The sequence below is a fragment of the Thermoactinomyces daqus genome, assembly GCF_000763315.1.
Taxonomy (GTDB): Bacteria; Bacillota; Bacilli; order Thermoactinomycetales; family Thermoactinomycetaceae; genus Thermoactinomyces_A; species Thermoactinomyces_A daqus.
The window spans coordinates 173,554-199,614 of the sequence record NZ_JPST01000014.1 but is presented as its reverse complement, the minus strand read 5'-3'; the positions used below and the strand labels follow the sequence as shown (position 1 = coordinate 199,614).

The 26,061-nt window shown below is 50.6% G+C and carries 28 protein-coding genes; 19 read left to right on the top strand and 9 right to left on the bottom strand.

Annotation, left to right across the window (positions count from 1 at the left end):
• Nucleotides 1-7 precede the first annotated feature (7 nt).
• The 6 genes from gyrB to dnaA all read right to left on the bottom strand — a co-directional run bounded on the left by gyrB (nucleotide 8) and on the right by dnaA (nucleotide 6,339).
• Nucleotides 8-1,918 carry a DNA topoisomerase (ATP-hydrolyzing) subunit B gene (gyrB, locus tag JG50_RS0107575; RefSeq protein ID WP_081943785.1) on the bottom strand — a complete coding sequence of 637 codons (1,911 nt, stop codon included), beginning with the start codon at nucleotides 1,916-1,918 and terminating at the stop codon, nucleotides 8-10.
• 85 nt (nucleotides 1,919-2,003) lie between these two features.
• The gene (remB, locus tag JG50_RS0107570) at nucleotides 2,004-2,255 is read right to left on the bottom strand and encodes an extracellular matrix regulator RemB (protein WP_033100494.1); all 252 of its coding nucleotides are present in this window, start codon (nucleotides 2,253-2,255) and stop codon (nucleotides 2,004-2,006) included.
• 4 nt (nucleotides 2,256-2,259) lie between these two features.
• Nucleotides 2,260-3,372, bottom strand: a complete 1,113-nt coding sequence (recF, locus tag JG50_RS0107565) for a DNA replication/repair protein RecF (RefSeq protein ID WP_309485161.1) — start codon at nucleotides 3,370-3,372, stop codon at nucleotides 2,260-2,262.
• Nucleotides 3,373-3,394: 22 nt separating this feature from the next.
• The gene (gene yaaA / locus JG50_RS0107560) at nucleotides 3,395-3,610 is read right to left on the bottom strand and encodes a S4 domain-containing protein YaaA (protein WP_033100492.1); all 216 of its coding nucleotides are present in this window, start codon (nucleotides 3,608-3,610) and stop codon (nucleotides 3,395-3,397) included.
• A 20-nt stretch (nucleotides 3,611-3,630) separates the two neighbouring features.
• Nucleotides 3,631-4,764, bottom strand: coding sequence for a DNA polymerase III subunit beta (gene dnaN / locus JG50_RS0107555; protein WP_033100491.1), 1,134 nt, complete (start codon nucleotides 4,762-4,764; stop codon nucleotides 3,631-3,633).
• Between the two features lie 225 nt (nucleotides 4,765-4,989).
• Nucleotides 4,990-6,339: a chromosomal replication initiator protein DnaA gene (dnaA, locus tag JG50_RS0107550; protein WP_033100490.1), complete on the bottom strand. Its 1,350-nt coding sequence runs from the start codon at nucleotides 6,337-6,339 to the stop codon at nucleotides 4,990-4,992.
• Between the two features lie 576 nt (nucleotides 6,340-6,915).
• On the opposite strand from dnaA, the gene rpmH reads away from it, so the two are divergent.
• The 8 genes from rpmH (at nucleotide 6,916) to rsmG (ending at nucleotide 13,385) form a co-directional block, all read left to right on the top strand.
• Entirely contained in the window at nucleotides 6,916-7,050 is a 135-nt protein-coding gene (rpmH, locus tag JG50_RS19275; RefSeq protein ID WP_081943776.1) for a 50S ribosomal protein L34, read from the top strand.
• Between the two features lie 124 nt (nucleotides 7,051-7,174).
• Complete coding sequence (gene rnpA, locus JG50_RS0107545; RefSeq protein ID WP_033100489.1) at nucleotides 7,175-7,528, top strand: ribonuclease P protein component; 354 nt, start codon at nucleotides 7,175-7,177, stop codon at nucleotides 7,526-7,528.
• A 22-nt stretch (nucleotides 7,529-7,550) separates the two neighbouring features.
• Complete coding sequence (gene yidD, locus JG50_RS0107540; RefSeq protein WP_181735397.1) at nucleotides 7,551-7,811, top strand: membrane protein insertion efficiency factor YidD; 261 nt, start codon at nucleotides 7,551-7,553, stop codon at nucleotides 7,809-7,811.
• Between the two features lie 70 nt (nucleotides 7,812-7,881).
• The gene (locus JG50_RS0107535) at nucleotides 7,882-8,586 is read left to right on the top strand and encodes a YidC/Oxa1 family membrane protein insertase (protein ID WP_052154118.1); all 705 of its coding nucleotides are present in this window, start codon (nucleotides 7,882-7,884) and stop codon (nucleotides 8,584-8,586) included.
• The gene (jag, locus tag JG50_RS0107530; protein ID WP_033100487.1) at nucleotides 8,583-9,209 is read left to right on the top strand and encodes an RNA-binding cell elongation regulator Jag/EloR; all 627 of its coding nucleotides are present in this window, start codon (nucleotides 8,583-8,585) and stop codon (nucleotides 9,207-9,209) included. Before JG50_RS0107535 ends, jag begins: the two co-directional genes overlap by 4 nt.
• Before the next feature lie 160 nt (nucleotides 9,210-9,369).
• Complete coding sequence (gene mnmE, locus JG50_RS0107525; protein WP_033100486.1) at nucleotides 9,370-10,746, top strand: tRNA uridine-5-carboxymethylaminomethyl(34) synthesis GTPase MnmE; 1,377 nt, start codon at nucleotides 9,370-9,372, stop codon at nucleotides 10,744-10,746.
• Nucleotides 10,747-10,761: 15 nt separating this feature from the next.
• Entirely contained in the window at nucleotides 10,762-12,645 is a 1,884-nt protein-coding gene (gene mnmG, locus JG50_RS0107520; RefSeq protein WP_033100485.1) for a tRNA uridine-5-carboxymethylaminomethyl(34) synthesis enzyme MnmG, read from the top strand.
• A gap of 17 nt (nucleotides 12,646-12,662) precedes the next feature.
• On the top strand, nucleotides 12,663-13,385 hold the full coding sequence (rsmG, locus tag JG50_RS0107515; protein ID WP_181735396.1) for a 16S rRNA (guanine(527)-N(7))-methyltransferase RsmG: 723 nt from the start codon (nucleotides 12,663-12,665) through the stop codon (nucleotides 13,383-13,385).
• A 65-nt stretch (nucleotides 13,386-13,450) separates the two neighbouring features.
• Here rsmG and JG50_RS0107510 read toward each other — a convergent pair whose 3' ends face one another.
• Entirely contained in the window at nucleotides 13,451-14,896 is a 1,446-nt protein-coding gene (locus tag JG50_RS0107510; protein ID WP_033100484.1) for a hypothetical protein, read from the bottom strand.
• Nucleotides 14,897-15,039: 143 nt separating this feature from the next.
• A complete protein-coding gene (locus tag JG50_RS0107505; protein WP_033100483.1) occupies nucleotides 15,040-16,221 on the bottom strand; it encodes a ParM/StbA family protein in 1,182 nt (393 codons plus the stop codon).
• A 571-nt stretch (nucleotides 16,222-16,792) separates the two neighbouring features.
• Here JG50_RS0107505 and noc point away from each other — a divergent pair.
• The 4 genes from noc to JG50_RS0107485 all read left to right on the top strand — a co-directional run bounded on the left by noc (nucleotide 16,793) and on the right by JG50_RS0107485 (nucleotide 20,962).
• Nucleotides 16,793-17,617: a nucleoid occlusion protein gene (noc, locus tag JG50_RS0107500; RefSeq protein WP_033100482.1), complete on the top strand. Its 825-nt coding sequence runs from the start codon at nucleotides 16,793-16,795 to the stop codon at nucleotides 17,615-17,617.
• 436 nt (nucleotides 17,618-18,053) lie between these two features.
• Entirely contained in the window at nucleotides 18,054-18,818 is a 765-nt protein-coding gene (locus tag JG50_RS0107495; RefSeq protein WP_033100481.1) for a ParA family protein, read from the top strand.
• Nucleotides 18,811-19,680 (top strand): ParB/RepB/Spo0J family partition protein, encoded by an 870-nt coding sequence (locus JG50_RS0107490; protein WP_033100480.1) that lies wholly within the window; start codon nucleotides 18,811-18,813, stop codon nucleotides 19,678-19,680. Before JG50_RS0107495 ends, JG50_RS0107490 begins: the two co-directional genes overlap by 8 nt.
• A gap of 136 nt (nucleotides 19,681-19,816) precedes the next feature.
• Nucleotides 19,817-20,962, top strand: a complete 1,146-nt coding sequence (locus JG50_RS0107485) for an aminotransferase class V-fold PLP-dependent enzyme (RefSeq protein WP_033100479.1) — start codon at nucleotides 19,817-19,819, stop codon at nucleotides 20,960-20,962.
• A 131-nt stretch (nucleotides 20,963-21,093) separates the two neighbouring features.
• Here the strand turns inward: JG50_RS0107485 and yyaC are convergent, their stop codons facing one another.
• Entirely contained in the window at nucleotides 21,094-21,684 is a 591-nt protein-coding gene (yyaC, locus tag JG50_RS0107480; RefSeq protein WP_033100478.1) for a spore protease YyaC, read from the bottom strand.
• A 291-nt stretch (nucleotides 21,685-21,975) separates the two neighbouring features.
• On the opposite strand from yyaC, the gene JG50_RS0107475 reads away from it, so the two are divergent.
• The 7 genes from JG50_RS0107475 to JG50_RS0107445 all read left to right on the top strand — a co-directional run bounded on the left by JG50_RS0107475 (nucleotide 21,976) and on the right by JG50_RS0107445 (nucleotide 26,030).
• The gene (locus JG50_RS0107475) at nucleotides 21,976-22,191 is read left to right on the top strand and encodes a DUF951 domain-containing protein (RefSeq protein WP_033100477.1); all 216 of its coding nucleotides are present in this window, start codon (nucleotides 21,976-21,978) and stop codon (nucleotides 22,189-22,191) included.
• Nucleotides 22,192-22,337: 146 nt separating this feature from the next.
• Nucleotides 22,338-23,438 carry a redox-regulated ATPase YchF gene (gene ychF / locus JG50_RS0107470; protein WP_033100476.1) on the top strand — a complete coding sequence of 367 codons (1,101 nt, stop codon included), beginning with the start codon at nucleotides 22,338-22,340 and terminating at the stop codon, nucleotides 23,436-23,438.
• 180 nt (nucleotides 23,439-23,618) lie between these two features.
• Complete coding sequence (gene rpsF, locus JG50_RS0107465) at nucleotides 23,619-23,912, top strand: 30S ribosomal protein S6 (RefSeq protein ID WP_033100475.1); 294 nt, start codon at nucleotides 23,619-23,621, stop codon at nucleotides 23,910-23,912.
• A gap of 54 nt (nucleotides 23,913-23,966) precedes the next feature.
• Nucleotides 23,967-24,431, top strand: coding sequence for a single-stranded DNA-binding protein (ssb, locus tag JG50_RS0107460; RefSeq protein WP_033100474.1), 465 nt, complete (start codon nucleotides 23,967-23,969; stop codon nucleotides 24,429-24,431).
• A gap of 40 nt (nucleotides 24,432-24,471) precedes the next feature.
• Nucleotides 24,472-24,699: a 30S ribosomal protein S18 gene (gene rpsR, locus JG50_RS0107455; RefSeq protein ID WP_033100473.1), complete on the top strand. Its 228-nt coding sequence runs from the start codon at nucleotides 24,472-24,474 to the stop codon at nucleotides 24,697-24,699.
• Between the two features lie 114 nt (nucleotides 24,700-24,813).
• Nucleotides 24,814-25,125: a MazG-like family protein gene (locus JG50_RS0107450; protein WP_033100472.1), complete on the top strand. Its 312-nt coding sequence runs from the start codon at nucleotides 24,814-24,816 to the stop codon at nucleotides 25,123-25,125.
• 50 nt (nucleotides 25,126-25,175) lie between these two features.
• Nucleotides 25,176-26,030 (top strand): DUF2232 domain-containing protein, encoded by an 855-nt coding sequence (locus JG50_RS0107445; protein ID WP_152568512.1) that lies wholly within the window; start codon nucleotides 25,176-25,178, stop codon nucleotides 26,028-26,030.
• Nucleotides 26,031-26,061: the final 31 nt, after the last annotated feature.

The window sequence follows — 26,061 nt, the reverse complement described above, 5'->3', positions numbered from 1 at the left end:
CTGCCGGTTACACATCCAAGGTAGCCTGGTTCGCATATTCCTGGATGAAAACGCGCCGCGGCTCAACCCGGTCGCCCATCAGCATCTCAAATACCTCGTCAGCATCCATCGCATCGGCAAGGGAAACTTGCAGCAATGTGCGGCTTTCAGGGTCCATCGTCGTTTCCCAGAGCTGGGTCGCGTTCATTTCTCCCAGCCCTTTGTACCGCTGGATCTCCACTTTGCCCTTTCCTTCCAGTTCCTTGAGAATTTCCTCTTTCATGCGGTCATTGTAGGCATAGCGAACCGTTTTCCCTTGCGTCACTTTATAAAGCGGAGGCTGCGCGATATAAACATAGCCGTTTTCAATCAGCGGCCGCATATAGCGGTAGAAGAAGGTCAGCAATAACGTGCGGATATGCGCGCCGTCCACATCGGCATCGGTCATGATGATGATCTTGTGGTACCGCGCCTTGTCGAGATTGAAGTCACCGCCGATCCCCGTGCCGAGCGCAGTGATGATCGTCCGGATTTCATCGTTGGAAAGTGCCTTGTCCAACCGCGCTTTCTCTACGTTGATAATTTTTCCCTTGAGGGGGAGGATCGCCTGGAACATGCGGTCACGCCCCTGCTTGGCAGTACCGCCCGCGGAATCCCCTTCAACGATGAACAGTTCGCTGTCGGCAGCGTTTTTGGAGGTGCAATCCGCCAATTTCCCGGGCAATGAACTGACTTCCAGTGCATTTTTCCGACGCGTCAATTCCCGGGCTTTGCGGGCAGCCTCCCTTGCGCGTGCAGCCATTACCGCTTTTCCGATGATCTTTTTGGCCACCGCCGGGTTTTCCTCCAGAAAGATCTGGAACTCCTCGGCAAATAATTGTTCCGTGGCCGAGCGGGCTTCACTGTTTCCCAGCTTGGTTTTCGTTTGCCCTTCAAACTGCGGATCACCGATTTTCACACTGATAATGGCCGTCAACCCTTCCCGCACATCATCGCCGGTCAGGTTGCTTTGGTTTTCTTTCAACAGGTTGTTCCGCCGGGCATAATCGTTGATCACCCGGGTAAGCGCCGATTTGAAGCCGGCTTCATGCGTTCCGCCCTCATGCGTGTGAATATTGTTGGCATACGAATAAATGTTCGATGAGAAAGAATCATTATACTGAAGCGAAATTTCAATCGGGATGGAATCCCGTTCGCCTTCGATATAGATCGGGGGCTCATGCAGCACTTCGCGGTTGCGGTTCAGATATTCCACAAAGGATCGAATGCCGCCGTCATATTGGAATTCCGCCTTTCTCTCTTTTTCGCGCCGATCCTCCAATATGATTTTGATCCCCTTGTTCAGGAAAGCGAGCTCACGCAGGCGGTTTTGCAAAATGTCATAATCGTATTCCGTCGTTTCGGTAAAGATTTCCGGGTCGGGTTTGAACGTAACCTTCGTTCCTGTTTCATCCGTTTCCCCGATCACTTGCAGGTCATAATCGGGCACGCCCCGGGTGTAACGTTGGCGGTGAATTTTTCCTTCCCGTCTCACTTCCACTTCCAGCCATTCCGACAGGGCATTCACCACCGACACGCCCACTCCGTGCAAGCCGCCGGAAAATTTGTAGCCATCACCGCCGAATTTTCCGCCGGCATGGAGAACCGTCATCACGACTTCAACGGCCGGCCGCCCCATTTTCGGATGAATTCCGACCGGAATCCCGCTTCCGTTGTCAGTGACCGTTACGCTGTTATCCGGGTTGACGATCACCTCAATCGTGTCACACCGCCCGGCCAATGCTTCATCGATGCTGTTATCCACCACTTCCCATACGAGGTGGTGCAAACCGCGGCTCGATGTGGACCCGATATACATTCCCGGGCGTTTACGAACAGCCTCTAATCCTTCCAGTACCTGAATCTGAGTTTCATCGTAATTGGTATTTTGTACGGACAATTCGGTCACCTGCTTCCTTATCCAAAACTAACGTAAAACAAAAACAACCGATTGACTTCAAGGCCAATCAGGGTTGGTCAACCGCTTATTTCCCCGGAATCTGGCTGTCATCCGCCCTTTTTTTTAATGTGGTTGACGAGATCGGCGAAGCGAACACACCATTCTTTGTGATCACGTAAGATTTTACTGCTTCAGGCGAAATCCGTTCCACCTTCCCCTTTCGTCTGGCCATTTCGAGGAAAGTGCAGTCTCCGGATTCTTCCAGCACATCCGCATCCAGGATGGCGATCACCTCGCGAATGCGGAGCGTGCGGCTTCCCCCTAGGTGAATAAACACCTGATCACCCCAGTTCCGTTATACGCCCTTGCCGCACCTGGTAAATCCGCGCCTTCGCCAGTGTTTCCTGATCAATCCCCTCCAGATTGGTCGTGGTGACAAAGGTTTGCACACGGCCGCGAATCGCCTCCAGTAGGTGCGTTTTTCGGGAATCATCAAGTTCAGATAAAACATCATCCAATAATAGAACAGGATAATAGCCGGTCTCCTGATAAATCAGTTCAATTTCAGCCAATTTCAGAGATAAAGCGGCCGTTCGCTGCTGCCCCTGTGAACCGTACAGGTGCAGATCAAGTCCGTTGGCTGTCAAACGCAAGTCGTCCCGCTGCGGGCCAATCAGGGTGGTTCCGCGTCTAATCTCTTTTTCGCGTTTTTTTTCCAATTCCCTCTGCAAAAGCAGGGGCCATTCCCCCGGATCCGTGTCGAGCAGCGACGGCAGAGACGGGAGGTATTCGATCTCCAGCTCTTCCAGGCCGCGCGTGATTGCCTGGTGAATCCCTCTTGCCCATTTCTTGAGAGAAGAAAGAAAAGCGAGCCGTTTCTTCCACAGATCTATGGAAAACTGGATGAACTGCTCATCCAGCACATTTAAGAGTGCGGACTGGAATGTCCCTTTCTGGCCTAACTGTTTTAGCAAACTGTTGCGCTGCGTCAATAACTTGTTCAATTGCGTAAGATGATGAACATAAGCGGGGCTGACCTGTCCGATCTCCATATCCAAAAAGCGCCTGCGAATCTGCGGACTTCCTTTGACGAGCGCCAGGTCTTCCGGAGCGAATAAAACGGCGGGGAGGGAGCCGATATACTGGCTGAGCCGTGGCTGCTCAATTCCGTTTCGACTCACCTTTTTCCCTTTTTCCGTCATTTGCACTTCCAGCCGGAGCTTTTGTTCCCCTTTTCTGACGCTGGCTTTGGCAACAGCCCTTTTCTCGCCGAAGCGGATCAATTCCCTGTGCGTTCGCGTGCGATGGGATTTCCCCAGCGCCAGGAGATAGAGGGATTCGAGAATATTGGTTTTTCCCTGGGCATTCGGTCCGACAAACAGATGGAGTTCCTCGGGGCAATGGAGGTCGAGTTCCGCAATATTGCGGAATTGCTTCAGGTTTAAATTTTCCACTCTCAAGATTGAGGGCCCTCCCTTACTCCCCGATCACTTGTACCGAACCGTATCCGGCGATATCCACAATATCCTGTGGATAAAGCTTTCGTCCCCTTCTCGATTCCGGCTCCCGATTTACCCTTACTTCCACTTCCTGCAAAAAGATTTTCACAAAGCCCCCGCTGTGAGCGAGATCGAGTTTTTTCAGCAACTGCCCGAGCGTGATGTACGGGCCGTCGATTTTAACCTGCTGCAACAAAGCTCCCTCCTTCGGGATTAGCGGGTGCGGATCGGGACGATTAAGTGCAGGGAATCCTCTCGATCGGTCGGTTGAATCAAAAAAGGCCGCATCGGACCGGTAAATTGAATGCGAATCTCATCGCTTTCAATGGAGCGGAGGGCTTCCATCATATACCGGGCATTAAAGGAAATGCCGAGTTCCGGCCCATTTACCTTCGCGATGACTTCCTCCGTCACGCTTCCGATATCCTGTGCGGCAGAATTCACCTCTACCTTCCCGTCTTTCAAAGTCCATTTTATCACATTATCCCGTCCATCCCGACTGATGAGTGATGCACGATCAACGGATTGTAACAATTCCTTGGTCGAAGAGATGAGTTCCGTTTCCCCGCCGTCCGGAATAACCCGGTTGGTGTCGGGATACGTTCCTTCGAGCAGGCGGGAATAAAATTCCCACTCATCCGTTTTTACCAGTATTTGGTTTTCCGCCACGATAATATCCACAATTCCCGTATAATCTGCCAGCGTTTTGGCGAGTTCGGTCAAACTTTTGCCGGGAATGATCACGTTTTTCAAAGTGAGTTCTTCCGATCCTTCCACATGGGCCTGTTGCCTGGACAGACGATGGCTGTCCGTCGCCACGCATGTGAGCACACCGCCTTCCAGCTGCATCAGGACACCCGTCAGAACGCCGCGCGCCTCATTGGTGGCAACGGCAAATCCGGTTTGCCGAATCAAAGTTTTCAGGGTATCGGCTGACACGCTGAAGAGCTGTTCTGTGGATAACATCGGCAAACGCGGATATTCCACAGGGTCAAATCCGTTCAGATGAAATTCGGATGTTTCCGAGCGGATCGTGGTTTGAAACTTCTCATTGGCAAACCATTCCACTTCTTTTCCTGGGAGTTTTCTTACCAGATCGCCGAAGATGCGTCCGGGGAGAACGACACTTCCCAGCTTTTCCACAAATACCTGCTCCAAGTCGTCTTTCCGTTTCGGAACCCGCACCTGAATCGTGATGTCGGAATTGCTGCCGGTGAGCAAAAGTCCGTTTTCATCCGCCGTCACTTTGATTCCGGTCAGAATCGGAATGGTCGTCTTGGAGGAAACTGCTTTGGACACTTGGGAAACGGCATCCACCAGCGCTGATTTGATCACGCGAAACTTCATATTCATCCTCCTTAGTATGAGTCAAAAAACAAATGAAAAAGTAGACATAAACCGGAACGGCTTTGCATATATATATTTTTTTAAAGAAGACAGCAGTAGTAGTAGTAAGAGCTGTGGATAATGTGGAAAAGTGGTCCGAGCCCGGACAAGCCGGGCAATCCGGCCTGTGGAAAAGATGTGCATAAGCTGTATCCGGTTATCCACAATACCCACAGGAACATGAAATCAGCCGCGGTTGATTCTCTGCTTCAATTGGCTGATTGCTTGTTCCAGCTGAGGATCTTGCTTCAGATTGCGGCTGATTTTCTCGTGAGCGTGGATGACAGTGGTGTGGTCTCTTCCGCCGAAGTCTTCCCCGATTTTCGGAAGGGAGAAATCTGTGAGTTCCCGGCAAAGGTACATGGCGATTTGACGGGGAAAGGCGACAGACTTCGTCCGTTTCTTGCTTTTTAAATCTTCCACCCGCAAGCGATAGTAATTGGCGACAGCCTGCTGGATATCATGGATGCTGATCACCCGGGGGCGCGATTGCGGCATGATGTCCTTTAGCGCTTCTGCGGCCAGTTCCGGCGTGACGGGCTGATTCATCAGAGCCGAAAAGGCGACCACGCGGATCAGCGCCCCTTCCAGTTCGCGAATGTTGGTATCGACACGATCGGCGATGAAAGCCAATACTTCACTCGGAACATCTAAGTTATCAGCGATTGATTTCTTGCGCAAGATAGCGATCCTCGTCTCCAAATCGGGGGGTTGCACATCGGTGATCAGTCCCCATTCAAATCGTGAACGCAACCGGTCTTCCAGCGTCGGGATTTCCTTGGGCGGACGATCGCTGGAGATGATGATTTGCTTATTGGCCTCATGAAGGGCATTAAATGTATGGAAGAATTCTTCCTGGGTTTGTTCTTTTCCCGCCAGAAACTGAATATCGTCAATTAACAGGATATCCACGGACCGGTACTTGTTCCGAAACTGGATCGTCTTGTTGTCGCGGATCGAATTGATAAATTCATTCGTGAATTTTTCCGATGAGATGTAGACCACGCGGCTGGAGGGCGTGTGATCGAGGACATAATGCCCGATCGCATGCATCAGGTGCGTTTTGCCCAGTCCGACGCCGCCATAGATAAACAGCGGATTATAGGCTTTGGCCGGTGCTTCCGCCACTGCGAGCGATGCGGCGTGGGCAAAGCGGTTGCCGGAGCCGATCACAAATGTATCAAAGGTGTAACGCGGATTGAGCTGTGTGCGCGGCGGCTCCTCCTCCGTTTCCTCTTCAGCCTCCGCGGTGTCTGCTTTCTTTTCGGAATCCGCCTGGTTTTTTTCAGAACTTTGGCTGACAAATTTCACGCCGAGAGGGGAACCGGTTATTTCCTTCAAGGCATCGCGAACGAGATCGGCGTAACGCGATTCCAGCCAGTCGCGGGCAAAATCGTTGGGGGTGGAAACGACGAGAATGTCCTCGCGAAGTTGGATGGCTTCCGTCGTTTTCAGCCATGTCTCGAAGCTGGGTTTGCTGATTTTGTCCTGAATGGAATCCAGCGTTTTCGCCCATAATTCTTGGATGTGGATCATCAAAGAACCTCCTTTCCCTTGACTAATTCTTGAACATTGTTATCCACAGGGAATTCCCTTGCCCTTTGACAGATGAAGGCATATATCTACAATTTCCACAGCCTGTGGATATCTTTTATTCACAGCCTGTGGATTCTTTATGAGGGAGTTATCCACAATCTGTGGATAACCGGATGAAACCGTAAAATTTATCCACAAGAAAACACCAATAGAATATCAAAACAAACCAGTATTTACAATGAAAAATAGTTAGTTATCCACAATCCACAGGAAGATGAAAAACAGTTATCCACAGGTGTGGATATTGTGGAAAAACGGAGGATAATGTCGGGATAACCGGTGGATAACGAAAAAAATATCCACATGTGGATAAACAGGTCTGTGGATTTCCTCTTTCTTGACATGATGGAAACATCCCGGATATAATGATAGAGATTGTCCGTCGGGGTTTACGTACGGAAATTCAACGCAAGAAGGGAGGTTTCTCCTGGACGCGTTCCCCTGTGTTCGACCGGCTTTGCAAAGGACCGGAAGAGTCAGATGGTTCTCAGGGTGATTTGGCGGCCAGGTGGCGATATGAAGAGAACTTATCAACCCAGCAACCGCAGACGCAAAAATGTTCACGGTTTCCGCGCTCGCATGAGCAGCAAGAATGGCCGTAAAGTGCTGGCTAGACGCAGAAGAAAAGGAAGAAAAGTATTATCCGCTTAATTTGTCGAGGCCACTTTCTGATGTGGCCTTTTTTCCTATACGCAATTTTGGTAGTTTATTCTCCCGGGTTTTGCTCTATAATTGTTGATGGACTTGTATTTTTTAGTAGGGAAGGAGCCGATCTTTGCAAAAGGAATATCGTCTGAAAAGACGAAACGATTTCAGAAAGGTATTTCAAGCGGGGCAATCCGTCGCCAATCGGCAGTTTGTCGTTGTGATGCTCGGCCGCAAGGCGGAGGGGCCGCCGCGGATCGGGATCTCTGTCAGCAAAAAAGTGGGGAAAGCGGTTGTGCGCAATCGCATTAAGCGTTTGGTCAAGGAAGTAACCCGGCATTTTATCCCTTATCTCCATCCGAAAACGGATTATGTGATTATCGCCCGCATTCCGGCGGCGCAAATGGATTATAAGCAAGTGAAAGCGAGCCTCCTTCACGTTTTCCAGAAGGGGAAGTGCTTTGTCACGAAACCCCCGAAGTAAACCGCATCAAGGGGGAATGGCAATGAAATGGATTGCCCTCGGTCTCATCCATTTTTACCGACGCTTTCTTTCACCGCTGAAACCGCCCGTATGCCGGTTTGTGCCCACTTGTTCGGAGTATGCGCTGATCGCCATTCAAAGGCATGGTTTTGTTTACGGAGGTTGGTTGACGCTGAGGCGGCTTCTCAAATGTCATCCCTTTCACCCGGGGGGATTTGATTATGTGCCGGAAAAACGACAGAAACGGCCAGATAGATTCCACAGTGATCGAAGCTCAAAATGAGGAGGGAATTCCCTTGTTAAAACGCAGGCGTTGGATCGCCGCAGTACTGCTGCTCGTGCTTTCTGTGGTGATGCTGTCGGGGTGTTCGACGAACCCGGGACAATACAAAATTGACCGCGCGCATCCATCTTGGTTTGAACAGATCTTGGTCATTCCGTTATCCGACTTGTTAGATTTGTTTAAAGACTGGCTCGGGAACTACGGATTATCCATTCTGGTTGTAACCTTTCTGGTTCGCCTGGTGATTCTCCCGCTGACGTGGAAGCAGCAGAAAAGCGCCAAGGCCATGCAGGAATTGCAGCCGCAGCTGACCAAACTGCGGGAGAAATATAAAAACAACCAGCAGAAACTGCAAGAAGAGACGATGAAGCTGTTCCAGAAGCACAATGTGAATCCGATGGCCGGTTGTTTGCCGTTGCTGATCCAGATTCCCGTATTGCTGGCTTTTTATCGTGCCATCATCGGAAACGCACATATCGCCCATTCCAGCTTTTTGTATCTGCAGCTGGGCAAAGCGGATCCTTTTTATATTTTGCCGCTGCTCGCCGCCGTGACGACATATTTGCAATTTATTTCGACCGGCGCCGGTGCCAATCCGCAGATGAAAGTAATGGTCTGGGTGATGCCGGTAATGATTTTCTTCCTCGCTTATCAGTTCCCTGCAGCGCTTTCCCTGTACTGGGTGGGCGGAAACATCTTTACGATTCTGACGTACCTGCTGTTTTTCAATAAGATGAAGAAAAGCAACGTGACCCAGGAAGGAACCGTCCGTTGAACAAACTGATCGTCGAGGCGGGAACGGTTGAAGAAGCCGTCGCCCAGGCGCTCAAACAGTTAGGCGTTTCTCGTGAGCGTCTTCGCGTTCGGGTGGTGGAAGAGGCGAGCAGGGGTTTTTTGGGGTTGTTTGGCCGTCGCCCGGCTAAAGTTGAAGTGGAAGTGATGGAAGATCCGGCGGAAAAAGCCCGTGCCTTTTTGCAGGGGTTGCTGCAACGGATGGGGGCGGACGCAACGGTGGAAATCACGACTTCAGCGAAAAAGGGGTTTGTCACCATCACGGCTCGGGAGGAGCAGACAGGTGCGCTCATCGGCCGGCATGGACAGACACTGGAAGCAATGGAACTCCTCGTCAACCTCGCAGCCAATCGCCGTGAGGAGAAGCCGGTGCGATTTGAATTGGATATCGACGGCTATCGGGAGCGGAGACGCAAAGCGTTGGCTGAGTATGTGATGAAGATGGCGGCCAAGGCAAGGCAGACACGCCAGGAGGTCCGGTTATCCCCGATGCCGGCCAATGAACGGAAGTGGGTTCACCAGACGATCAAGAAAGAACCGAATCTGAAAACGGTGAGCCGTGGAGAAGAACCCAACCGCTCGGTGGTGATCTATTGGCAGGACTAACCTGATGAAGGAATTGGTTGTCTCTGGACTGCCACTTACTTCAGGATACAAACGTCGGGTAAATCCGGCCCGGTATCTCCCCTGTTTCAGGGGAGTTTTTTCATACCCTGTTTTTGCCTGGCAGTTGGCGGTGTGCTAAGATTAGATTCGAGGTGACACTATGGATACCGATACGATTGCTGCGATCTCAACCCCGATGGGCGAAGGGGGCATCGCGGTCATCCGTGTCAGCGGACCGGAGGCGGTGTCGATCGCGGATAAAATATATAAGGGAAAGAAGAGTTTGGCCAGTGTGCCGAGCCATACGGTAAATTACGGTTTTATCATTGACCCGGAATCGAAAGAGAGAATTGATGAGGTTTTGGTAACCGTGATGAGAGCCCCGCGTACATTTACCCGGGAAGATGTGGTGGAAATCAGCTGCCATGGCGGAATGATTCCCGTCGAGCGGACTCTTGAGGCGCTGCTGGCGACAGGGGCCCGCCTGGCCGAACCGGGCGAATTTACAAAAAGGGCCTTTTTAAACGGGAGAATCGATCTTTCACAGGCAGAAGCAGTGATGGATCTGATTCGGGCCAAAACGGATCGCGCTGCCAAAATGGCGTTGGGCCAGCATGAAGGCAGGCTGTCGCGGATGATCAACCGGCTGCGCAACGAAATTTTGGAAGTGCTGGCTCATCTGGCGGTCAATGTGGATTATCCCGAATATGATGCCGAGGAAATGACGGCGAAGCTGTTGCGCGAACGGGCGCAAGAGATCGAACGGGAGATCGAGCGCCTGTTGAGTACCGCGCGCCAGGGCAAAATCATTCGTGAAGGAATCCACACTGCGATCGTGGGCAGACCCAATGTCGGCAAATCTTCGCTCATGAACGCCCTGACGCAGGAGAACAAGGCGATTGTAACCGATATCCCCGGGACCACCCGGGACGTGATCGAAGAATATGTCAATGTCAGGGGAATTCCGCTGCGTTTATTGGATACTGCCGGAATTCGCGAAACCGAGGATGTGGTTGAACGGATCGGTGTGGAGCGTTCCCGGCAGGCGCTGGAACAGGCCGACCTGATCCTGTTGGTTCTCAATTACGCGGAACCGTTGAACGAAGAGGATCGCCGGCTGCTCCAATGGGTGCGGAATCATACGGCACTGGTTATTGTCAATAAAACGGACCTGCCGCGGAAATTGGATCTTGATCAGGTAAGGGAGCTGTCCGGGGATCTGCCGATCATTACGACCTCATTAAAGGAAGAACGCGGAATCGAAGATTTGGAAGAAGCGATTTCACGGCTGTTTAAGTTGGGAAAAGTCGACATGGCGGATGGAACTTATGTCAGCAATGCCCGCCATATCCATCTCCTCAAAAAAGCGCTGGAGAGCGTGCGGGAAGTTTTGAATGGAATTGATGCCGGCATGCCGTTGGATATGGTGGAAATAGACTTGAAAAACGCCTGGCAGTTTCTGGGTGAAGTGATTGGCGATGCGGTGGCCGAAGATTTGATTGATCAGATTTTCTCCCAGTTTTGCTTGGGTAAATAAAGAGGTGAATCAAGGATGTCCTACCATGCGGGGAGTTATGATGTGATTGTGGTCGGAGCCGGACATGCGGGATGTGAAGCGGCATTGGCAGCCGCGCGAATGGGGTGCTCCACCTTGCTGTTGACGATCAGCCTCGACATGATCGCCTATATGCCATGCAATCCGTCGATCGGCGGCCCGGCCAAGGGGCATGTCGTCAGGGAAATCGATGCGCTGGGCGGTGAAATGGGGAAAAATATCGATAAAACCCATATTCAAATGCGCATGTTGAATACGGGAAAAGGACCGGCCGTTTATGCACTGCGGGCGCAGGCAGATAAAGTTTTGTACCAGCGGGAGATGAAAAAAACGCTGGAAACCACGCCAAATCTTGAGCTGATCCAGGGCATGGTGGAGAGGCTGATCGTGGAAAACGGGGTCTGCAAAGGGGTGGTGACGCGCACCGGCGCCCATTATACCTCCAAGGCAGTGGTGCTCACAACCGGAACCTATCTGCGCGGAAAGGTGATTATCGGGGATCTCTCGTATGAGAGCGGGCCCAATAACCAGCAGCCGTCGGTTAATCTGGCCCATCATCTCATAGAGCTGGGATTTGAAATGGTGCGGTTTAAAACGGGAACACCGCCCCGGGTAAACCGGAAATCGATTGACACCAGCCAGATGGAAATTCAGCCCGGCGATGAAGAGCCGCGTGCTTTCTCTTATGAGACGACCCGGTTTATCACAGACCAACTGCCTTGTTGGCTGACCTATACCAATGAAAAAACCCATCGTCTCATCCAGGAGAATCTCCATCGTGCCCCGATGTACTCCGGAACGATCGAGGGTCGCGGCCCCCGCTACTGCCCTTCGATTGAGGACAAAATCGTGCGCTTCGCCGACAAGGGCCGCCATCAGATCTTTATCGAACCGGAGGGCCGGGAGACCGAAGAGATGTATGTGCAGGGCTTATCCACCAGTCTGCCGGAAGATGTCCAGCTGAAGATGCTCCACACCATCAAGGGATTGGAAAAAGCGGAAATGATGCGTACCGGTTATGCGATTGAATATGACGCCATCGTTCCCACGCAGCTTTGGCCATCGCTGGAAACCAAGCGGGTGGAAGGACTGTTTACCGCCGGGCAGCTCAACGGCACGTCCGGATATGAAGAGGCAGCTGCGCAAGGCATTATGGCCGGAATCAATGCAGCCAGAAAAGTTCAGGGGAAAGATCCGGTGATTCTCGACCGGTCCCAGGCCTATATCGGCGTCCTGATCGATGACCTGGTCACCAAAGGGACCAATGAGCCTTATCGCCTTTTGACATCAAGGGCGGAGTACCGTCTGCTCTTGAGGCATGATAACGCTGATCTTCGCCTCACCGATCTCGGCTATGAGCTCGGTTTGATTTCTGAGGAACGGTATCGCCGCTTTACCGCCAAATGTGAAGCGATCGAAAAAGAAATTGCCCGTTTGCGCGAAACGAAGGTACGTCCGACCGAAGAGGTTCAATCGATTTTGGAAGAGATGGGAACCTCGAGAATCAACAATGCCGTGCCGCTGGCCATGCTGATCAAACGGCCGGAGCTCGGCTACAAGGAAATCGCCCGGATGTCTCCGCCACCGGAACCGGTTGCGCCGGATGTGGCGGAACAGGTGGAAATCCAGCTGAAATACGAAGGTTACATCAAAAAGGCGTTGCAACAGGTAGAGAAAATGCGCCGCATGGAGGAAAAGCGGATTCCGGATTGGGTGGATTACGGGAAAATTGCCGGCATTTCCTCTGAGGCGCGGGAAAAGCTGGAACAAGTGCGTCCGATCTCGCTGGGGCAAGCGTCGCGCATTTCCGGAGTCAACCCTGCGGATATCTCCATTTTGATGGTGCATATCGAGCAAAATGGAAAGGCTTATGCGAAGTGAAACTTGGAGGGAACACGGTGCAGGAACATGGAGAGTGGTTGCAGCAGGCGGTCTCGGAATGGGGGCTTATCCTTTCGGATCAACAGCTCAGGCAGTTTGCGCAGTATTTCGAGCGACTCGTGGAGACCAACAAAGTGATGAATCTGACGGCGATCACTGAACCGCGGGAGGTTTATGTCAAGCATTTTTATGATTCTTTGCTGTTGGCGAAGAGTTTGGATATAAAAGAGGTTGATTCGCTGATCGATGTGGGGACCGGTGCAGGCTTTCCGGGGATTCCGCTGAAAATCGCATTTCCCCATCTCCGGCTGGTGCTGTTGGATTCGCTCAAAAAGCGCGTTCAGTTTTTGCGGGAAACGGCCGACGCACTCGGCCTGAAAGAAGTGGAATGCGTTCATGGCCGTGCGGAAGACCTGGCAAAACAGAAGGGGTATCGCCAGTCTTTTGATTTGGTGACGGCGAGGGCCGTGGCCAGATTAAATGTTCTGGCGGAGTACTGTTTGCCATTTGTCAAAGTCGGAGGATATTTCGTATCGATGAAAGGGCCTTCCGTGGGCGAGGAGATAACGGAAGCCAAACGGGCGCTGTTTATCTTGGGCAAGACAACGGTGGAGAGAGAAGAGTTTCAGTTGCCGGAGGGAATGGGGACGAGGAATATTCTGATCATGAAAAAGCGGGATCAGACGCCCAAGGCGTATCCGCGTAAAGCAGGAACGCCCGCAAAGCAACCGCTGGTTTAAGTTCACATTCGCTTTTAAAAAAGGAAGCCGGATCTCCCTTTGTTCAGAGACGACGGCTTCCTTTTTTATCCGAGGTTATTGATCAGATTGTGCAGTCCGCGCAAAGCGATTTTCCTTTTTTCGACCTTGTCGATCTCCTGCCGTTTGCGGCTGTTTTGCGAGAATGGGGTCATGAATTCCTCCCAGGAATTATAGCCGCCATAAGCATCCTCGAATTCAATATCGTCCCTTTTTAAACTGGAATCCCCCTCTTTCTCGGGTTCATCTTCGGGCTCGCGGCCAAACGGCTGAATCGTAGGCTGTCCGTTGGGGAACAGGCTGTGATCTTCTTCCTGGGGTGTCTCTTCCCAAAAAATGCTGGCGGGACGGTTAAGTTCTTTTTTTTCCCTTTGCTCAGTCAAAGATTGCAGACGCGCTTTTTTTTGGTTGCGGGAACGCCGTCTGGGAGAGAACGGTTCCAGCGGGAAAACATCTTGTTCCTGGTTGGCTTGTTCATTTTTGTCCGATTCGTATGAGTCGGAATCAAAGGATGTCCGGCTTGAAAACGGGCGTGGCTCAAAGGATGGATCATAACCATTTTGTTCATATTGCTGCGATTCAAATGTTTGCTGCCCCGTTTGGTTTGGCTGGTTTCTTTCGCCCGGATAGGCAAACGGCTTGAACATCGGGTCCTGAAAAAAGCCGGAGTCTTGGAAGAAATCATTGTCGAAGCTTTTGGAAATGGAGTCTTCCGCTTCTTCTTCCTCGTGGTCGGATTCACTGACTCCTTGCATGCGATGGTTTTCAGTCAACCGTTTGCGCAATTTCAATTCCCGTTCCCGATAAACCGGGGGAGTCTCTGAATCAACCACTTCGTCTTTTTGTTCAAAATCTTCCTGGAGGCCATTTCTCCCGTCGTAATAAGGGGTTTCTTGCCAACCGGAAACGGGTTCATCCTTGCTCTCCTCATCCTCTAACTTGATTCGCTCAAGATGATAGATGGGATATTCTTCTTCCATCTCCGGTTGCTCTTGAAAAGAGAATCTGTTTTTGTGGCGTCTGAATGCTTTTTTTCTCCGGGATCGTTCATTAAGAAACGGGTAAGGGGATACATACTCCACCTGTTGTGCTTCCAGCACTTCCGGATCTTCTCCGTCGGACAGTGAACCGATCGGGGAGAAAGGTTCAGGGGTGGAGGTTTTGCTCTCCTGTACCGATTCTCCCAAGGCGGGTTGCTGCACTTGGAACGTATAAGTGGTCGTTTCACCAAAAGGCGTTTGCAAAGTCTGCTTTTGGGAATAAATGCATCCGTCCGCATTCGCGTGCATAAAGCCGCCGGTCTGTGAGGAGGAATCGCCGTCCGGACTGGTTTGCTGGCCTATTTGCTGGCTGACCATCGTCGTCAGCATCTCTGCTGTCAAATGAATATAAAGGGGGTTCAACCCCTTTTCCTTCAAGGCTTCGACTGATGCCTGGCCTGATTTTCCCGTACCGATCACAATACAATCATACCGGGATTCAAACTGTGACATACACTCCCCCTCCTTTTGCTGACTCCGGCTGTGCCTGTTGTTCCATTTGCATTGGAAGGGGCACAGCACTCATTTGTCAAAATTTTCCCCGAATGGTTGATAAGAAGTGAGCCCCCCAGGGTCACCCATGGGGGGAACAGGGATTACTTTTTCGCTTTCGCCTCTTTTTTGCTTTCACCCAGGGCATCTGGGACGGAGAATTCTTGTTGAATCGAAGCAGCTGCTTCAAGCATTTCTTTAGTCGGAACGGTTCGCGCTTTGGATTGGGCGAACTTGCAAAGTCCGAAACCATTGGCAAATTGTGCTTCAATGCCATAATCTTCAGCAAAGATGAGCTTGTCGCCGAAGCGTTCGCGGTAGAAAGGTTTAAACGGAATCGAAGCACCGCCGGTCAGGATGATATAGGTAATGTCATCGCCGTAGTCGAGCCGGTTCCAAACTTCTTCCACCAAAGCTTCCCCGACTTCCCTGATGCATTCCTGGACGATGGGGCTGACGTCGTGCGTTTTTCCTTTGAAGCTGATTTCACCTGAACGAACAATGCGCGGCAGGCTCCAGATCGGATATTCCTTCCCGTGACCGTCCGGGTCTGCATTGCGTGTAAAATCGAGCAGGCGTTTTGCCAGGGTGTGATAAACATTCAGCATCGCGTGACGCGACGTGAAGCTTTGGCGTTTAATGATCGTTTCTCCGTGCAATGTTTCGATATCGGATGTGCCAAAGCCAAGGTCGTTGATGCTTACTTTTTGAATGAACAAATCTTCGTTTAACAGTTTGCCTTCACGGTCGAGGGCGATATGGAACAAGGTGGCCATCGGCTGGCTGATTACGAAGAGATTTTCCCGCTTAATTTCAAATTCGATTTTGCGCCAGGGGAGGTTTCCTTGTTTCACTTCAAAACTGTGTTTGCCCACCAGACGGCGTTTCAACTCATCTTTGTAGTCGATGTAGCTGTCGGTTGGCAATGCGACGGATACAACCGGTTCGGTGCTTCCTTGCAGCATGAGGCCGGTGCTGACGCGGAACATGATCAGATATTCTTGTTCACGGAACCAGGTTGGGCTGAACAGACGACGCTTGTGGGAGTCGAACAATTCGTCATCGCCGGCTTGCTCGATGGCCAGCTTGCCGCAGAACCATTCGCGATCCCCTTCGCGCTCGCGGTACATAATATTGTGAGGGTCATTATTATAAGTGATTTCACCGACACGGTTTGGTACGACCATGTTACGGATAAACATTTTATAAAACTTTCCGTTGGCACGGGTAACCACTTTTGTTCCGTAATAACCCTGGTCATTCCCTATGTATACAGGTGCACTCATTTTTCAGATATCCTCCTCAAGTGAATGAAATCCCCTTCTTCCCACGATTCTATCAATTGTGAAGCCCAAGGGTCAACATAGAATGACCAATAACGACAAAGTTCTTCAAATATCGTCGATTTTCGGATCAGAGAAGAAGTTTGGGCTGTGAAAGTATTTGCAGACCGGGCGCGATCCCCCTTAAACTGCCGAGTTTCCGGTCTGTGACAATCCTCGAAAATTTGACGCGTTTCAGCCGGGGAACGCAGATGAATGGTTAATGTTCCACGTGGAACAAAGAACTCTGTTGTGCGGATCAGTCCAAATGCAGGAACGGGAGCCGGATGGGCATATTCTTACAAAACGATGACAGTTCATATCTTGATTTTCGATCTTGATCAGGAGATTAGGAGGTAGATGGTAATCGGCAGCGAAATGGTAATAATAAGTGGCCCGGCGTCAGAAAGGTGCGGAATTCAAATCATCGGCGGTAAGGTTGGGTCTTTGAATCCTGGAAAATACGTGCGTCCATCGTTTTACGCCATCCATTTACGCCCGTTTTGAAATAGGTTTCCAGACTAAGGTGGTGGCTGTGTTGATGAAAGAGTCGTTTTCGCGACTGTTTGGTCTGGTTGAGAAGGAAACCGACCAGATTAAACAAATTTCTGTGGAGGCAATTGTCCCTAGCCCTTATCAGCCTCGCACATTGTTTCACGAAGAACGGATAGATGAGCTCTGTCAAACGATTCGTGTCCATGGTGTGATTCAGCCGATTGTCGTTCGCCGCAAGGGTCAGGGATATGAATTGATTGCGGGAGAAAGGCGGCTGCGGGCGGTTAAAAAGTTGGGGATGACGACCGTGCCCGCAGTGATCCGGGATATGTCCGACAGCCAGGCGGCTTCTGCCGCACTGATTGAAAATCTTCAGCGGGAAGGGTTGACTGCGATTGAAGAGGCTCATGCCTATCAAAAACTGATTGAGCTGCACCAATTGACGCAGGAGAGCCTGGCGCAACGCCTCGGCAAAGGACAGTCCACGATTGCGAACAAGTTGCGCTTGTTGCAACTTCCCCAAGCCGTTCAGGAGGAATTGCTGAAACGGACCATAACCGAACGGCATGCCCGCTCCCTGTTGGCCTTGAAAGAACCGAGCCGGCAATTGGAAGTGCTGAAAGAGATTTTGGAACGGGACTTAAATGTGAAACAGACCGAGGAACGGGTTCGGCGGTTGCTGGAGAAGGAGCCGGCCGCACCGAAAAAGAAAGGGAAACGAAAGTCCGTCTCTCGCGATTTCCGGATTGCCATCAATACCATTCGCCAATCGATCGATATGGTAAAGCAGACGGGGATGGATGTGTTGACTGATGAGAAGGATCATCAGGATTATGTGGAACTTGTCATCCGTATTCCCAAATAATTTGGTTCACTTGTCTGATTTTTTCCTTCCGTTGGAGAAAAACGTTCATTAAAATAAAGAAAGGATCGAAATGTAATATTGAGGCAAAAACGCCTCTTTTTCTTTATTTTTGCGCTGCTCCCTGCTTGTTTCGGGAGAAGGGGAGGAGCCGTTCAGCGGATCATTTTCTTCTTGTTGAGTCAGGTGTCTGAATGAATCCGTTCGGGAAAAGGGCATCATTTGTCAAACACCACCCCCGGGATTTGGATGGGACAAAACCAGGAGGGGATTGGTGCTTCGCTGATGGCCATTTGAAACGCGGGAAGGTCAGGGGGGGAACCCTGCGCCCTCGACTGCAAAAACTTTCAGAAAAGGAAGAGGCCGCAGTTCCGATGTCGCCTCGGAGATGGAATGCAAGAGCGGTTTGGGGTCTGGTTAAAGGAAAAGAGGTGGAAAAATGGGGAAAGTGATTGCGATTGCGAATCAGAAAGGGGGCGTCGGAAAAACGACGACGTCGATCAATTTGTCTGCCGGCATCGCCTCTCTCGGAAAACGGGTTTTAATTGTTGATATTGATCCGCAGGGAAATACGACCAGTGGACTTGGCATCAATAAGGGCGATGTCGAACGCTGTGTCTATGATGTTTTGATGAACGAGGCACCGGTCGAGGAAGTGCTGATTCCATCGATCGTCGAAAATCTCTATGTGATTCCGGCGACTATTCAACTGGCGGGGGTTGAAATTGAATTATCGCAGGCCATCTCACGGGAACTGCGGCTGAAACGGGCATTGCAATCAGTGAAACAGGATTTTGATTATATTTTTATCGATTGTCCTCCATCACTGGGGATTATTACATTAAATGCGTTAACCGCAGCCGAATCTGTCCTCATTCCGATTCAGTGTGAGTTTTATGCTCTGGAAGGATTGGGACAGCTGTTGAATACGATTCGCATTGTGCAAAAACACTTAAACAAAAACCTGGGAGTGGAAGGCGTTCTGCTGACCATGTTCGATAGCAGAACCAATTTGTCCGTTCAGGTGATGGACGAAGTGAAAAAGTACTTTCAGCAAAAGGTTTACCGGACAGTGATCCCGCGAAACGTTCGGCTCAGTGAGGCACCAAGCCACGGGAAGCCGATCATCACATATGATCCGAAATCGCGTGGTGCTTTATGCTATAACGAACTGGCGAAAGAAGTGGTGATGCAAAATGAGTAACAAAGGCCTCGGACGAGGGCTTGGCGCTTTGTTTCAAGTGGATGTGACGACAGAGGAGGATCATGTTCACGAGGCGGAAATAACGGATTTGCGCCCGAATCCCTATCAGCCGCGCAAACATTTTGATGATGAACTGCTGCAGGAATTGACCGAATCGATTAAACAGCATGGAATAGTCCAACCATTGGTTGTGAGAAAAAGCATTCGCGGCTATGAAATTGTCGCAGGAGAGCGCCGTTTTCGCGCTGCCAAAGCGGCCGGGCTGACGAAAGTTCCGGTGGTCGTTCGTGAGTTTACAGACGATCAGATGATGGAGATTGCGCTTGTTGAGAATTTGCAACGGGAAGATCTCAATCCGATGGAAGTGGCCCACGCCTATCAGAAATTGATGAAGCATTTGTCGGTTACCCAGGAAGAATTGGCAGAACGAGTGGGAAAAAGCCGTCCCCATGTCGCCAATTTTTTGCGTTTGCTGCAATTGCCGCCGCAAGTTCAAGATGATGTTTCACGTGGAACATTGTCAATGGGACATGCCCGGGCGCTTCTGGGCGTAAAAGATGCGGATTTGCTCATCAAGCTGGCGGAGAAGGTGAAAAAAGAAAAGCCAAGTGTACGCCAGCTGGAGGAATGGGTGCAACAGCTCAATCAGACAATGCCCAAGAAAGAACGGAAAAAGAGCAAAGAAAAATTGGACCCGCAGATTAAACACTATGAAGATCTGTTGCAGCAAGTTTTCAGTACGCCGGTTCGCATCAAGCACGGGCGGAAAAAAGGGAAAATCGAGATCGAGTATTATTCCGATCGGGAGTTGGAACGGCTGATTGAATTGTTAAATCAAGAAAGAGTGGTCGGAGGAAGGTAGGCGGCGCAGGCAGTGAGCGGCTTCATTGATGAATACGAGTTTAACCGGGTCCTTGAAGGGACCCTTCTGTCTTTTACCAGACCGGAGATGATTTTATCTTAAACTTTTCATCATCGTGAAAAGGAGGAATCCGACATTGATTTATCTTGATAATGCTGCTTCCACATGGCCCAAACCTCCAGGGGTTTCTGATGCTGTTAAAAAGGCCATCGATGAGTTTGGTGCCAATCCGGGGAGGGGAGGCCACCAGCTGGCGGTAAAAGCAGCGCAAACGATTGAAGAGACTAGGGAGAAACTTGCCCGGCTGTTTGGGGTGCGGGATCCGAATCATCTGCTCTTTTGCCAGAATACGACCCATGCTCTGAATATGGCCATTAAGGGCATCTTAAAGCCGGGAGATCATGTGATCATCACGGCATGGGAGCATAATGCGGTGGCACGCCCCGTCTATTGGCTGGAAAAAGAAGCAAAGGTTGAGGTTACGGTTGTGGACGGAAAGGATGAACGCGCAGACTGGACCTCTTTGCTGGAGGAGCAAATTCGCAAGAAAACACGGATGCTGATTACGATTCACGGCTCCAATGTGACAGGGGAAGTTTTACCGATTGCGGAGCTGGGCGAGATGGCGAAAAAGCATGGCATTCTCTATTTGGTTGATGCGGCGCAAACGGCGGGATTACTCTCTTTTCATTTGGATGAAATGCCGATCGACCTGCTTGCTTTTCCCGGACATAAAAGCTTGTTTGGCCCGCAGGGAACGGGCGGGCTTTACGTAAAACCGGATGTTCCCTTGCAACCCCTGCTTCAGGGCGGGACGGGAAATCGCTCGGAAGAAGTGGAGCAGCCGTTGGAACGTCCTTACGGATATGAGAGCGGAACTCCCAATACCCCCGGGATTGCCGGGCTTGGGGCAGGAATCGATTTTATTATGAAAACAGGATTGAGAGAGATTTACCGGCATGAACAGGAGTTGACCCGTCAGCTGTGGGAAGGATTGCAAGCGATTGAAGGTGTCACGGTTCTGACTTCCGCTGCACCCGCATTGCCGATTGTTTCATTTACTATGGAAAATGCGGATGGAATTGAGGTGGCGACGATCCTCGACCAGCATTATCAGATAGCAGTACGTGCCGGATTTCATTGCGCTGCGCTGAAACACCGAAGTCTGAAGACGGAGCATGGAGCTGTTCGGGTCAGTCCCGGATATTTCAATACAAAAGAGCAGATCACAGCCGTGATCGATGCGGTTCGGGAAATCGCCGCCGCTTTTAAATACGAGTGACTGATTTATTTCGGGAGGATGAAATCCGGAGGCGAGAGGAGTCAAACCAATGGCCATCCGCTCCCGGACGGTTGATCGGAGAAGATCTTTTGGCTTTTTTCGCGAAACGGACTGAAAGAAAAAAGAGGCTCTCATGCAAGTGAGAGCGAGGTTTGGTTTACCGCCCTGACGATCGAGTTGGAAATAATTTCGGCCATTTTCATGACCAAGCTCAGGCGGGTATTTTGTAAAACGAAATATTCCATAAATCCGGCCACGTTCACAATTCCTGTAATATGGATCTGGCCAACTTCCGGCAACTCTTTGTGCACTCCTGCCCCGGGTTTGACCGGCCCCAATCCTAACTGAATCTGTCCGACGCTTTTCAATTGACCCAGGCAGGCATCGATGGCCAGAACAGTAGCCGTACGATGTTCCTGATGCAGCATTTGCACGGTTTGTTCGAGGTTGAGCGCATGGACAGGCTCGTCCAATGTCCCGTAAACCGTGAGTGAACCCGGCATTTTTTGTTTGAGGAGTGTACCGACCAAAGGTCCGAGGGCATCACCGGTAGAGCGGTCTGTCCCGATACAGACACAAACGATTTCCGGGCTGGGCAGAAACCGGTGAAGAGCTAGTGCCAACTGAGTTGAGAACCTCTGGTCTGCCGCGGGATCAGTATATTCAACCCGAAATGGGAGAGGAGACAGAGACCGCTTCCGAATGGACGGAATTTCTCTCATTTATTCTTGACCTCCGCAAAAAACTCTTTCATAGTATACGGCTGTATTCGGAAAAATATACATTTGCCCATGAAAACGGCTGAAGAAAGAATCGAGGCTTTCTCACACCCTGCTGAAACAAAAAAGGCGGTGTGGAAATACATTCCCGAGCCGCTTAAACGGGTTGTCATTATTGGAGATGCCGGCAGCGGGGGCGGATAATGAATCTGCTGCCTGAATGAGTAAAATGGTTGAATTGGCGCAGGCCAGTTTCTATAATGTTAGCAATCAAAAAGGAGAGAGGGATCGCATTTGCAAAAAAAGGAATTTGGACTCGGGGATATTGTCGAGATGAAAAAACCGCACCCGTGTGGAACCAATGCCTGGAAAATCATCCGCATGGGTGCAGATATCCGCATGAAATGCACCGGATGTGAGCACAGTGTCCTTTTGCCCCGTTCCCGTTTTGAAAAGCGATTGAAGCGCATTCTGGTTTCTGCCGCACAAGAACGAGCTGAACGAGAGTAAGCCTCCGGCGGAGATCAACATGGTCACCGCCGAATGGAAAAGAAGGCGGCGGGATGCATGGAAGAAAATCGTGGTTTCCGCTATAATGAACAAGGGTTTGATTATGGGATTCGGAATTGGATCACGATGGAGGAGGAACGCAAAAAGTGGCGTTAGCAACTGGGATCGTGGGCTTGCCCAATGTAGGAAAATCAACATTATTTAATGCAATTACCCAAGCGGGGGCCGAATCGGCCAATTACCCTTTTTGTACGATTGACCCCAATGTCGGGGTGGTTGACGTGCCGGATGAACGTTTGATGAAACTGGCGCAAATCGTCAATCCGCAGCGGATTGTTCCCACATCATTTCAATTTGTGGATATTGCCGGACTGGTCAAAGGAGCGAGCCGCGGAGAAGGGTTGGGAAACAAATTTCTGTCCCACATCCGTGAAGTGGATGCGATTATCCATGTCGTGCGCTGTTTTGAAGATGAAAATATTACGCACGTAGCCGGAAAGGTTGATCCGGCCAGCGATATCGAAACAATTAACCTCGAGCTGGTGCTGGCAGATTTGGAAACAGTGGAAAAGCGGCTTGATCGGGTGGCCCGCCAGAAAAAGAGCGGGGATAAAGCGGCGATTGCCGAACACGGGATTTTAACCCGTTTGCAGCAAGCGCTGGCCGAAGGGAAACCGGCCCGTACCGTCAGCCTGGATCCGGATGAAAGGAAACTGATCAAGAGTTTAAATCTGCTTACGCTCAAAAATGTTCTCTATGCCGCCAATGTCAATGAGGGAGACCTGGCCAATCCGGAAGCCAATCCGTATGTTCAGATCGTCAAACGGATTGCTGCGGAGGAAGGAGCCGAAGTGGTGCCGATCAGTGCGCAAGTGGAAGCGGAAATCGCCGAACTTGAAGGGGAAGAACGGGCCATGTTTCTTGAGGAATTGGGTCTCTCCTCCTCAGGGCTGGATCGCTTGATAGCAGCCGCTTACCGTTTGCTCGGCCTGATCACATATTTTACCGCGGGCGAAAAAGAAGTCCGGGCCTGGACGATTCGCCAGGGCACAAAAGCCCCGCAAGCGGCCGGAGTGATTCATTCCGACTTTGAACGAGGGTTTATCCGGGCGGAAGTGATCGGTTACGAGGACTTGCTGAATGCCGGTTCCCTCGCGGCGGCACGGGAAAAAGGGTTATTGCGTTTAGAGGGAAAAGAGTATGTGGTCCGGGACGGGGATATTATGACGTTCCGATTCAATGTGTAAGCGGGAGACAATCAAAATCCCTTCCCGCCGTCGGCACGATTTTTAGAGAGCAAATCCGATTCAAACATTGATTTATTCCGGGCTGTTTGCTAAAATGTATAATCGTACATGTAGAGAGAATTCATGTTCTCCTTGCTCTGCGACAGGCAGGGCCGTACAGTCCAGAAGGAGGTGTGGAAGATGACTCACAACTATGAAATCATGTTCATCGTTCGTCCTGACGTTGATGAAGAAACCGTGAAAGCGTGCCGCGAAAAAGTGCAAGCAACCATCGCGCAACACGGCGGGGAAATCATCAACGCGGATGACATGGGTAAACGCCGTCTCGCTTACGAGATCGATTCCTACCGTGAAGGGATCTACACGGTTTATACATTCCGTGCGTCTGCCGATGTTGTGAAAGAACTTGATCATGTGGTTCGCATCAATGATAACTTCATGCGTCATATGATCATTAACATCGATGAAAAATAATCGCCTGTTTATTCGATAAATGAAGGTTGATCATGCAAAGGGGAGAGGTTATCCATGATAAATCGGGTCATCCTGGTAGGACGGCTGACGCGTGATCCGGAGCTTCGGTATACGTCGAGCGGTGTGGCCGTAGCGAGATTCAGCATTGCGGTTAACCGCAACTACACGAATCAAAACGGAGAACGCGAAGCGGATTTTATCAATATCGTCACTTGGCGGGGACTGGCCGAAAACTGCGCCAACTACCTCAGAAAAGGTTCTCTGGTCGGTGTGGACGGCCGTCTGCAGACCGGGAAATACGAAAATCAGGAAGGGCGTACGGTCTATACGACAGATGTCGTGGCCGATGATGTTCGCTTTCTTGAGCCGAAAAACCGCAGTGAATCCTCTGCTCCGGGCTTTGGTGGAAGCTCCTTTGGCGGGGGAAGCACTTACAACAAAGGAAACAAGCCGATGGATGACCCCTTTGCTGATGACGGACAACCGATTGATATCTCTGATGATGATCTGCCTTTCTAATCTGAACGTCTGAATCGCAAACAGGAAGGGGGAAAAGAGAATGGCTCGTCGCCGCGGAAACAAACGCCGCAAAGTCTGCTACTTTACCGTCAATAAAATCGATTACATCGATTACAAAGATGTAGACTTGCTGCGCAAGTTTATCAGCGAGCGTGGTAAAATTCTGCCGCGCCGTGTAACGGGAACCAGCTCCAAATACCAACGCCAGTTGACCCGTGCCATCAAACGGGCTCGTCAAATGGCTCTGTTGCCATACACCAATGATTGATCGCAAAAACAGGGGTGAGATTGATGCCCCTGTTTTTGTATAATAAGCAGGAAATCGGCTCTTTTATGTGGAAATTTCTCCTAAACTTGCAGTATTTTGGAGGAGTGCAACCATATGAGCCGGCCTGAACGGGGAGTGCAATTCGCCAAAAGCATAAAAGTGATTGATTGGTTGAAAACCGAGGTTTTGGACCAGATTGCCACCCTTTTTAAGGGGATTCATTATGCCAATCAGCACATGATCATAGATAGTTTATCCAGTTTGGCTATTTCCGTGTACGTGTTGGCGAGAAGAATGGGATTTTCTTTTCGGGAACTTGATCAAGCGGTTTCGCAGAAGCTGCGTGAACACGCCAGGGAAGGCCACCAGTTGGAAGAGTGGTATGGCGATTTGTCCTCTCTTGATGATTATTTAAACAAGAGGTGACATTCAATTTGCCGCAGGATCTGAAAGGGATCATAAAGGACGGCCTTCTTATGTCAGGGCTTTTTCTCTTATTGCTCGCCTCGCTCAGTATTTCCTTCATTCCCATGATCACCTTTTGGCTTCTCCCGCTGCCGTTTCTTTTGCTGAGCGTGAAAAGGCCTTCGGCAGCGCTGATCATTTCGCTCATCCCCTTGGGCGTGGCGTTTGTCTTTTTCCCCGCAATCTCCGCTCTGCTCGCCTTATTCGCATGGTTTATGGGAAGCATCATGGGGTATTGCTATCGCCATTCGGCAACGACAGGAGCTGATGTGGTGTTGAGCGGGGTTGCATCTGGGGCTGTTGGTTCCTGGGGATTTTTGTATGTGGGAGAATCATTTCATCTGTTCGATTGGGTAAAGGCGATTTGGCAGACAGAATCGCTTCGTATGGAAGAGATATTGCAGGAATCGGGAGCAGGGGCACAGGCGTTGGAGGCCTTATCGAATGGAACCATGGTCCCGCCTGTGTTTTTTAACCTTATCGGTCTTATGGCTCTCATCACCTTTTATACCGCCAGAAGCTGGTTGTCGCGTCAGGGATTTCAGAGAAAAACGTTGCCTGCTTTTCATGAGTGGCGGTTACCGAAGGTGTTTTTCTATTTTTACTTATTAACCCTTGTTGCTTTATACTTCTTTCCTTCCGTGGTTGGATTACACGGGGGGATCAGCGTTTTGACCATTTTGCATGAGCTGTTCCTGATCCAGGGATTTGGATTTATTCATTTTCTGTTGCACCGCAAGGGAAAAAGCGGAGGATGGCTGATCCTTTTGGTTCCAGTCTCAATCATTACGCCAATTTCGCTGTTGATCCAGTTTTTGGGCATGATTGATGCGGCGACATTGCTGCGTCAAAAATTATCCAAATGACAAGCGGTGGGGGATTTGAGATGGAAGAGAT

What these genes read in the sequence shown, in the direction of transcription:
- dnaN (WP_033100491.1), bottom strand. Translation starts at nt 4,764, where the DNA reads ATGAAGTTTCGCGTGATCAAATCAGCGCTGGTGGATGCCGTTTCCCAA.
- dnaA (WP_033100490.1), bottom strand. Translation starts at nt 6,339, where the DNA reads ATGATCCACATCCAAGAATTATGGGCGAAAACGCTGGATTCCATTCAG.
- rpmH (WP_081943776.1), top strand. Translation starts at nt 6,916, where the DNA reads ATGAAGAGAACTTATCAACCCAGCAACCGCAGACGCAAAAATGTTCAC.
- yidD (WP_181735397.1), top strand. Translation starts at nt 7,551, where the DNA reads ATGAAATGGATTGCCCTCGGTCTCATCCATTTTTACCGACGCTTTCTT.
- JG50_RS0107535 (WP_052154118.1), top strand. Translation starts at nt 7,882, where the DNA reads ATGCTGTCGGGGTGTTCGACGAACCCGGGACAATACAAAATTGACCGC.
- mnmE (WP_033100486.1), top strand. Translation starts at nt 9,370, where the DNA reads ATGGATACCGATACGATTGCTGCGATCTCAACCCCGATGGGCGAAGGG.
- mnmG (WP_033100485.1), top strand. Translation starts at nt 10,762, where the DNA reads ATGTCCTACCATGCGGGGAGTTATGATGTGATTGTGGTCGGAGCCGGA.
- JG50_RS0107510 (WP_033100484.1), bottom strand. Translation starts at nt 14,896, where the DNA reads ATGTCACAGTTTGAATCCCGGTATGATTGTATTGTGATCGGTACGGGA.
- JG50_RS0107505 (WP_033100483.1), bottom strand. Translation starts at nt 16,221, where the DNA reads ATGAGTGCACCTGTATACATAGGGAATGACCAGGGTTATTACGGAACA.
- JG50_RS0107495 (WP_033100481.1), top strand. Translation starts at nt 18,054, where the DNA reads ATGGGGAAAGTGATTGCGATTGCGAATCAGAAAGGGGGCGTCGGAAAA.
- JG50_RS0107490 (WP_033100480.1), top strand. Translation starts at nt 18,811, where the DNA reads ATGAGTAACAAAGGCCTCGGACGAGGGCTTGGCGCTTTGTTTCAAGTG.
- yyaC (WP_033100478.1), bottom strand. Translation starts at nt 21,684, where the DNA reads ATGAGAGAAATTCCGTCCATTCGGAAGCGGTCTCTGTCTCCTCTCCCA.
- rpsF (WP_033100475.1), top strand. Translation starts at nt 23,619, where the DNA reads ATGACTCACAACTATGAAATCATGTTCATCGTTCGTCCTGACGTTGAT.
- ssb (WP_033100474.1), top strand. Translation starts at nt 23,967, where the DNA reads ATGATAAATCGGGTCATCCTGGTAGGACGGCTGACGCGTGATCCGGAG.
- rpsR (WP_033100473.1), top strand. Translation starts at nt 24,472, where the DNA reads ATGGCTCGTCGCCGCGGAAACAAACGCCGCAAAGTCTGCTACTTTACC.
- JG50_RS0107450 (WP_033100472.1), top strand. Translation starts at nt 24,814, where the DNA reads ATGAGCCGGCCTGAACGGGGAGTGCAATTCGCCAAAAGCATAAAAGTG.
- JG50_RS0107445 (WP_152568512.1), top strand. Translation starts at nt 25,176, where the DNA reads ATGTCAGGGCTTTTTCTCTTATTGCTCGCCTCGCTCAGTATTTCCTTC.